At 70.6% G+C, this 8,038-nt stretch carries 7 protein-coding genes and 1 pseudogene; 5 read left to right on the forward strand and 3 right to left on the reverse strand.

Going from position 1 to position 8,038, the window contains the following annotated elements:
- Positions 1–82: 82 nt before the first annotated feature.
- A complete protein-coding gene (mshD, locus tag H5J33_RS16040; protein ID WP_181795585.1) occupies positions 83–1,009 on the reverse strand; it encodes a mycothiol synthase in 927 nt (308 codons plus the stop codon).
- 172 nt (positions 1,010–1,181) lie between these two features.
- Here mshD and H5J33_RS16045 point away from each other — a divergent pair, with 172 nt between their 5' ends.
- From H5J33_RS16045 to H5J33_RS16055, 4 genes and pseudogenes are all read left to right on the forward strand, one after another.
- On the forward strand, positions 1,182–2,972 hold the full coding sequence (locus tag H5J33_RS16045; RefSeq protein ID WP_181795586.1) for a bifunctional UDP-sugar hydrolase/5'-nucleotidase: 1,791 nt from the start codon (positions 1,182–1,184) through the stop codon (positions 2,970–2,972).
- A 69-nt stretch (positions 2,973–3,041) separates the two neighbouring features.
- Entirely contained in the window at positions 3,042–3,188 is a 147-nt protein-coding gene (locus tag H5J33_RS37495) for a DUF397 domain-containing protein (RefSeq protein WP_309485416.1), read from the forward strand.
- A pseudogene (locus H5J33_RS37500) lies at positions 3,185–3,271 on the forward strand (DUF397 domain-containing protein); the annotation flags it as partial. The gene H5J33_RS37495 and the pseudogene H5J33_RS37500, both read left to right, overlap by 4 nt.
- A gap of 181 nt (positions 3,272–3,452) precedes the next feature.
- Positions 3,453–3,800, forward strand: coding sequence for a DUF6247 family protein (locus tag H5J33_RS16055; RefSeq protein ID WP_181795588.1), 348 nt, complete (start codon positions 3,453–3,455; stop codon positions 3,798–3,800).
- A 408-nt stretch (positions 3,801–4,208) separates the two neighbouring features.
- On the opposite strand, the gene H5J33_RS16060 is transcribed toward H5J33_RS16055, so the two are convergent.
- Entirely contained in the window at positions 4,209–6,260 is a 2,052-nt protein-coding gene (locus tag H5J33_RS16060) for a pectinesterase family protein (protein WP_181795589.1), read from the reverse strand.
- 88 nt (positions 6,261–6,348) lie between these two features.
- Positions 6,349–7,128, reverse strand: a complete 780-nt coding sequence (locus H5J33_RS16065; protein ID WP_181795590.1) for an NAD(P)H-dependent oxidoreductase — start codon at positions 7,126–7,128, stop codon at positions 6,349–6,351.
- Between the two features lie 144 nt (positions 7,129–7,272).
- On the opposite strand from H5J33_RS16065, the gene H5J33_RS16070 reads away from it, so the two are divergent.
- Positions 7,273–8,038 (forward strand): helix-turn-helix transcriptional regulator (locus H5J33_RS16070; protein WP_181795591.1); only part of this gene is annotated, 766 nt, incomplete at its 3' end.

The following is an 8,038-nucleotide window of genomic DNA, read 5'->3' on the forward strand; positions in this document are numbered from 1 at the left end:
GGCTGCTGACCCTCCCCGAGCCGCTGGGGCGTCCGCTCCGCCGCCGGTCACCCAGGCCCCGGCGCTCCGGCTGAAGCGGTGCTCACGTCTCCGTGCGGTACATCAGGTCGGTCTCGTGGACGGTGAAGCCCAGCCGCTCGTACACGGTCACCGCGGCCGTGTTGTCGGCGTCGACGTAGAGCATCGCGGTCGGCAGCTGCTGGGCGGCCAGGTGGCGCAGCCCGATCGTGGTGAGGGCCTTGCCGAGGCCGCCGCCCTGCTCGCCGGGGCGCACCCCGAGGACGTAGACCTCGCCGAGGCCCTCCTCGGCGTGCGTCTTGGTCCAGTGGAAGCCGATCAGCTCCCCGCGCCGCTCGGCGAGGAAGAACCCGGCCGGGTCGAACCACGGCTCGGCCTTGCGGTCGTCCAGGTCCCGCTGGGTCAGCGAGCCCTGCTCCGGGTGGTGGGCGAAGGCGGCGGCGTTCACCGCGAGCCAGGCCGCGTCGTCCTTGCCGGGCACGAAGGTGCGCACGCTCACGCCCTCCGGCAGCACCGGCTCGGGCAGCTCGAGGCCGGCCAACGGCCGCCGCATCTGGCGCAGTTCCCGGAACAGCGTCAGGCCCAGCACCTGGGCGAGGTGCCGGGCGGCGGGGTGTCCGCCGTGCGCCCACACCCGCAGCCGCTTGCCGGAGGCGGCGAGCAGGGCCGAGCCGAGCGCCCGCCCGTGCCCGTGCCCGCGCTGGACGGGGTGCACGACGAGTTCGGCGGCCGGCGGCTCCACCGGATCGGTGTCCTCCAGCTGGGCGTAGCCGACGAGTTCGTCGCCGACCGTCAGCAGCAGATGCGAGACGCCCTCGCGGGAGCCGCCGCGCAGGTGCAGCCGGCCCTGCTCGGACACCGGCTGCTGCCCGTCGACGCGGGCGGCCTCGCCGAGCAGGCGCAGCACGGCCTCGCCCTGGTCCGGGGTGAGCGCGGAGTAGGTCTCGATGGAGCGGGCGGAAAAGCCCCGTACGGTGTCGTCGCTGCTCATGCGTACGAGAGTACGGGGCGCCCCGGGTGAAGTCCCGGCATACCGGCGGCGAAGGCGACCGGCGGGAGCATCGGCGAAGGGAAATCAGGATGTGACCTGAACCCCCTGTCGCGCTACGCGCGTTGACTCTAGGCTGCGCCGAGCACCACAGCCGACCCACAGGGGGGTTTCCATGCCATCCGCACCCCGGCGCACCAGACGCCGTACCTACGCCTTCCTCGCGTCCGCGGCCGGTCTCGCCACGGCGGCGGCGCTGGCCACCGCGCTGCCGGCGGACGCGCACGAGGAGCACCACCCCCACCGTCCGGGCCGCTACCAGGACGTCCAGCTGCTGTCGTTCAACGATCTGCACGGCAACCTGGAGCCGCCGTCCGGCTCCTCCGGCCGGGTCACCGAACTCCAGCCGGACGGCACGACGAAGACGATCGACGCGGGCGGGGTCGAGTACCTCGCGACCCACCTGCGGCAGGCCCGCAAGGGCCACCCGTACTCGGTGACGGCGGCCGGCGGCGACCTGGTCGGAGCCTCCCCGCTGCTGTCGGGCCTGTTCCACGACGAGCCCACCGTCGAGGCGCTGAACAAGCTGGACCTGGACGTCACCTCGGTCGGCAACCACGAGTTCGACGAGGGCGCGCGGGAACTGGCCCGCCTCCAGAACGGCGGCTGCCACCCGAAGGACGGCTGCTACACGGACCAGGAGTTCCAGGGCGCGGACTTCCCCTACCTGGCGGCGAACGTCCAGGACGACAAGACCGGCAAGCCGATCCTGAAGCCGTACTGGGTGTGGAAGAAGAACGGCGTCAGGATCGGCTTCATCGGTGTGACGCTGGAGGGCACCCCCGGCGTCGTCTCCGCCGAGGGCGTCAAGGGCCTGACCTTCAAGGACGAGACCGAGACCATCAACAAGTACGCCAAGGTGCTCCAGCGCCAGGGCGTGCAGTCCATCGTGGCCCTGATCCACGAGGGCGGTTACCCGGCCTCCGGCTCCTACAACTACGACTGCGACTCCCCGGGCGCGGGCGACGGCATCTCCGGCCCCATCGTGGACATCGCCAAGAACGTGACCCCGGCGGTGGACGCGCTGGTCACCGGGCACACCCACCAGGCGTACGTCTGCACGATCCCCGACCCGTCGGGCCGCCCCCGCATGGTCACGTCGGCGTCCTCCTTCGGCCGCCTGTACACCGACACCACGCTCACGTACGACCGCCGGACGGGCGACATCGTGCGGACGGCGGTGAACTCCGCCAACCACGTGGTGACGCGGGACGTCCCCAAGGCGCGGGACATCACCGACCTGATCGGCAAGTGGAACACCCTGGCCGCCCCGATCGGCAACCGCCCCATCGGCTACATCTCCGGCGACATCGGCAACACCGGCACCGAGTCCCCGATGGGCGACCTGGTCGCCGACGCGCAGCTCGCCTACGGCCGTGAGCTGGACCCGAGGACCAGCCTGGCGCTGATGAACCCGGGCGGTGTCCGGGCGGGCCTCACCTACGCGGCCAAGGGCGCGGAGGGCGACGGCGTGGTCACCTACGCCGAGGGCTTCACGGTCCAGCCGTTCGCCAACACGGTCAACCTCGTGGACCTCACCGGCGCGCAGCTCGTCCAGGCCCTGAAGGAGCAGGTCAGCGGTGTGAACGAGGCGGCCCCGCGCATCCTCCAGCCCTCCGCCGGCCTCACCTACACCCTGGACCTCACCAGGTCCGGCGCGGACCGCGTGGACGCCGGCTCCATCCGCCTCAACGGCGCGCCCATCGACCCGTCGGCCACCTACCGCGTCGCCATGAACGCCTTCCTCGCGGGCGGCGGCGACGGCTTCCCGTCCCTCGGCCAGGGCAAGAACCCCCTGGTCGGCACGGACGATCTGGCGGCCCTGGTGAAGTACCTGACGGCGAACTCGTCGCCGTCCTCCCCGCTCGCGCCTCCGGCGGCGAACCGGATCACGATCGTCAAGTAGCCCCTGCTTTTCCTCCTCCGGCCTTGTCCACAGCTGTGGACAAGGCCGGAGGTTCATGTCCGCGGGGTCGTGGGCCACGGGAGTGTCAACGCTCGTACACGGGGATGCGGGCGCCCCGTCCCGGTCCGCGACAGCAAGGTCCCCGCAGGCAGCGCCCTGATCTTCGGCACCGCGTCCTGGTCCGCGTTCGTAGCCAGTGTGAAGGAGTCCCTGTGATCCCCGACCTGTCCACCGCCACGTGGCGTAAGTCGAGTTACAGCGAGGGCGGGGACAACGACTGCGTAGAAGTCGCGGACGGGATCAAGCGTGGGAAGGGCGGGACGTTCGGGTGATGTAGGGCGGAAGCCCTGCGTGTCGGGTCGTGCGTCCCCGCATGGTTGGTCTCCCGGTCGAATGGACGACCGGGCACGAACTACCGATGCGGAAGGTGCCCAGGCGGTTATGGTCGTAGACACGACGCGTCGAAGGAGGACATCGATCATGGCCACCCACGCCAGCGACCGCGATCCGATCATCCCTCCCATGCCCGAGCGGACCCCCAAGGCGCTGCGCAGGGCCATCACCCAGCACGCGCCCCAGCTCCTCCCCGACTTCGACGCGCACTGGAAGTGGGCGATCGCGGACGCGTACGACACGACGCCCGTGGCCGCGTTCATGGCTTTGTGGTGGGGCGAGTACGCCCTGGCCCGGGACCCCGAGCTGGACGCACACGTGCGTGATCTGGAACAGCGCGCCTCAGAGGCCACCGACATCAACGAGGCCAAGGCTCTGCTCGAAGAAGCGTCGAAGATTCACTACCGGATGCGAGACCTGGAGCCCGGGGAGTGACCGACGGTTTCATGGGGCCGCCCTGGCAAATGGACTGGCGGCTCAGCGCTCTCGCCTACCTGGAAGCGCTGCCTGCGGAGGTGCGGGATCTGGTCTACGCCGTGCGTGGTGAGCTGATCACGGTCAAGGACCCTTACTTCCGCGGAATCGACGCCGATGAGTGCCTTCCCGATGGCATGAAGGTACGGCCGGCCCGGTCTACCGAGCCGAAAGGGCGCCACATCTGCTACTTCGACCACGGCAACGGCTGGCTCAAGTTCGTCTTCGTACCCCGGGTGGAAGATCCGCAGATCGTGGTGGAGGAACTCTTCTGGCTGGGCACTGAACCGGCTGAGGCGCCGCCAACGGAGGGGCAGGACCCCGGCCGCCGCTCCGCAGGACCACGCGGCGGCCGGAGTGCCCGAAACCTCAGGACGCCGAAGGAGTCCAGTCGCCCAGCCAGTCACCGATCTCCTGATCGGCGGCCTGCGCGTCGGTCAGCTGGGGGCGGTCCGTGCTCGCCGCTCCCGATCCCGCGCCCGTGTTCTTGTACTCGGCGAAGCGGTCGTCCTTCCAGGAGAAGCCGCTCATGTCGGTCCAGGGGGTTGTCTTGATCGCCGCGCTCAACGACGTGTTGCGGATCGTGGTCTGCGGGTCCAGAGTCGCGTCGCCGCCGGCGTGCCAGGGGCGGCCCAGGTAGAAGGTGCGGTCGGAGACGTCCCCCGAGATCGTCGAGTTGGCTATCAGGATGCCCTTGCGGTTCGCCGCCGTGGACGGGGCCGTGACGTAGCCCGCCGACGTGCCGTTCCACCGCTTCTTCAGGGTGATCACCGACTTGTCGATCACCGCCGTGGCCCGGCCGAAGATGAAGTCGACGTTGCCGGTCACGTAGGAGTTGGTCAGGTAGACCCGGCCGAGCCGGTCCTTCGACGCCGTGTCCAGGAGGAGGGTGTCCTGGTCGCCGGTGACGATGACCCCGTCCAGGAAGACCTTGTCGGACGCCGTGCGCAGGGCCACCGCCTGCTGGGCGATGTCCTGGTGGGCGGCCTCGTCGAAGTCGTTCGTGATGCTGAGGTTGCGGGCCTGGAAGTCGTCGGCCTCCACGGCCACGGTCGCGCTGCCGCCGGTGCCGTACGTGCCCGAGCCGTCCGGCTTCGGCGTGCCGGACGCGTTGTTGTAGACGATCACCGTGTCCTTGCGGCTGGACCCCGTGCCCTGGATGGTGACGTGCGGCTTGTTCGACGGGACCTTGACCGTCTCCCGGTACGTGCCCGGCTTCACCGCGATGACCACCCGCGACGCGTTGTTCGCCGGGACCGCGTTCACGGCGGCCTGGACGGAGGTGTACTGGCCCGAGCCGTCCTTGGCCACGGTCAGCGTGGTCGCCGCCGCCTTGGCGGCCGTCGTGCTCGTGCCCAGCGACGTACGCGGGCCCGCACCCGACTTGACCACCGACGGGACGTCCGCCGCCTTGTCGGGCGTGTACGCGTAGTAGCTCCTCGGGTCCCACGACCCGCCCGTGCCCCCGCTCTCGTTGCGGCCGCTCGTGCCCGAGAAGACGTTGCCGCGCTGGACGAGGGTGGCCGTCGTGTCCCGGATCACCGGGTTGGCCAGGCCCTGGAAGTACGAGTTCTCCAGCAGCATGTTGGTGTTGCCGCGCGCGTAGTTGCCGTAGGACGCCGTGATGGCCGTACCCGGCTCGTCCACCAGGTAGTTGTTGTACAGGTGGGCGTGGGCCACGTTGTCCGTGGACGGGTTGCGCTGCTCGGTCTCGCGGATCCAGTTGTGGTGGATCGTGATGTCCGCCGTGGTGTTGTCGGTCCAGCCGATGCCGAACGCCTTGTTGTCCTGGCCGAGCCGGTTCCAGGAGACGGTCAGGTACGTGGTGTCCTTGCGGCTGTCGATCAGCCCGTCCGCCATGTGCCGGATGTCGTTGTGGTCGATCCAGACGTGGTGGGCGCCGTCCATCTGGATGCCGTCGTAGTCGTGCTCCTTGTCGTTCCAGACACCCTGGTACGCGTCCCGGATCGTCAGGTTCCGGATGATCACGTTGTGGACGCCCTGGCCGAGGAAGAAGCCGCCGCCGACGATCTGGCCCGAGGTGCCCGAGCCGATGATGGTCTTGTCCGACTGGACCTTGATCTCCTTGCCGACCGGGTCCATCGTGATCGCGGCGGCCACGACGATGATGTACGGCTTGTCGGCGGTGGCGTACTTCTCCAGGTCCGCAAGGGTCTTCACGGTGACGATCTCGCCGCCGCGCCCGCCGTACGTACCGTTCTGCCCGAGCGCGTTCACCGAGGCGAACCCGTCGGCGGCCTGTGTGGCCCACGCCGGTACGGCGGCCGCGGCCGAGGCGTGCGACGAACCGCCCGGGCCCAGCAGGCCGTAGCCGAGTCCGCCCGCCGCCGCGAGTGCGAGCGGCAGCCCGGCCGCGAACGCGGCACGGCTCCTGCGGTGACGGGGAGTGCGAGTGCTCATGAGCGACTCCAGGTGTGGTCCGTGTGGGAGTACCGAGGGGGTGCTGAACCACAGTCGCCGCAGGCCGGACGAAGGTTGCCGGGCGCGGTCAGCCGGCCGTGTGGAGGGCGAAGCCCGTGCGGCCCGGCAGCTCCAGGCCCTCGCGGAGGTGGAGCGAGGGAATCTCGTAGTCCCCGTCGTTCTGGCGGCGGTACGGGATCGGGTCGGTGTCCTCCAGGGTCAGCAGCCGCTTCTTCCACTGCTCGGCCGCGTCCGCGAACACCTCGGGAGACATCCGGACCGTCCGGTACAGGACGAACGGCGGCAGTACGTCCATGCCGGGGTGGTAGAGGATGCCGTGCTGGATCGGGAACAGCACGTCGTCGATGGGGCCGTTGATGCCCCGCTCGGAGTAGTGCGACTCGGGGCCGCCGACCGTCAGCGACAGCATGGCGCGCCTGCCCTTGAGGGTGCCGTCGCCGAAGCGGTCGCCGTACCGCACCTCGTTGTGCTCGCCGACGCCGTACCCGAAGCGGTAGGTGAACACCCGGTCCACCCAGCCCTTGAGGATCGCCGGCATCGAGTACCACCACAGCGGGAACTGGAAGATCACGGTGTCCGCCCACAGCAGCTTCTCCTGCTCGGCGCGGATGGCGGCGGACAGCGCGCCGGACTCGTAGGCGCGGCCGGAGTCGTGGACCACGTCCAGCGGGCTGGAGGCGGCGCCGCCGAAGTCGGCCGCGTCGACCTCCGACTTCCAGCCCATCGCGTACAGGTCGCTGACCCGCACCTCGTGCCCCGCGCCGGTCAGCGTCTCCACCGCGATGTCGGTGAGCGCGCCGTTCAGCGACCGCCGCTCGGGGTGGGCGTGCACGATGAAGACCTTCATGTCTGCTCCTGCTCCTTGAGTCGAGGTGCCTTCGATCCTGGTGCGATCCGGCGGCGCGATTCAGGGGCGCCTCCTCCGTCGGACCGGACTTCCTGGTACTGGCGGGGCCACCCAGCCGGGGCATCCCGCGCGGATACTGGGGGGATGGACGATCTGGCTGACTTCCTGCGCACCCGGCGGGCCCGGGTCCGCCCCGAGAGCGTCGGCATCCGCGCCGACTCGCGCCGCCGCGTGACCGGGCTGCGGCGCGAGGAGGTCGCGCACCTGTCGGGAGTGAGCGTCGACTACTACGTCCGGCTGGAGCAGGGCCGGGCGCGCCAGCCGTCGGTACAGGTGCTCGACGCGCTCGCGCGGGTCCTCGGCCTGGACGACGTGGAACGCGAGCATCTGCACCGGCTCGCCCGGCGGACGGTGGGCGAGCCCCGCCGGGCCACCTCGGCACGGCCGCGCCCCGAACTGCTGCGGGTGCTGGACCTGATCGCCGACGCCCCCGCGTTCCTCATCGACCACCGGCTGACCGTGCTGGCCGCGAACCGCCTCGGCGACCTGCTCTACAGCCGGCCGGCACAAGGCCTGAACATCGCCCGGCACCTCTTCCTGGCCGAGGAGGGGCGGGCGCTGTTCGCCGACTGGGAGGACTGCACCCTCGACGTCGTCGGCCATCTGCGGCTGGCGGCCGGCCGCTGCCCCGGCGACGGGGAACTGGCCTCCCTCATCGGCGAACTCGCCATGCACAGCGAACGCTTCCGGCAGCTGTGGGCGCGCGCCGACGTCCGCACCCGCACCCACGGCCGCAAGGCCTACCACCACCCGGCGGTCGGCCACCTGGAACTGCACCAGGAGAACTTCGCCCTCCCGGACGTCACCGGCACGGAGCTGATCGTCCAGTCGGCCGCTCCCGGCAGCGCCG

The sequence above is a fragment of the Streptomyces sp. WELS2 genome, assembly GCF_013870595.1.
Classification (GTDB): domain Bacteria; phylum Actinomycetota; class Actinomycetes; order Streptomycetales; family Streptomycetaceae; genus Streptomyces.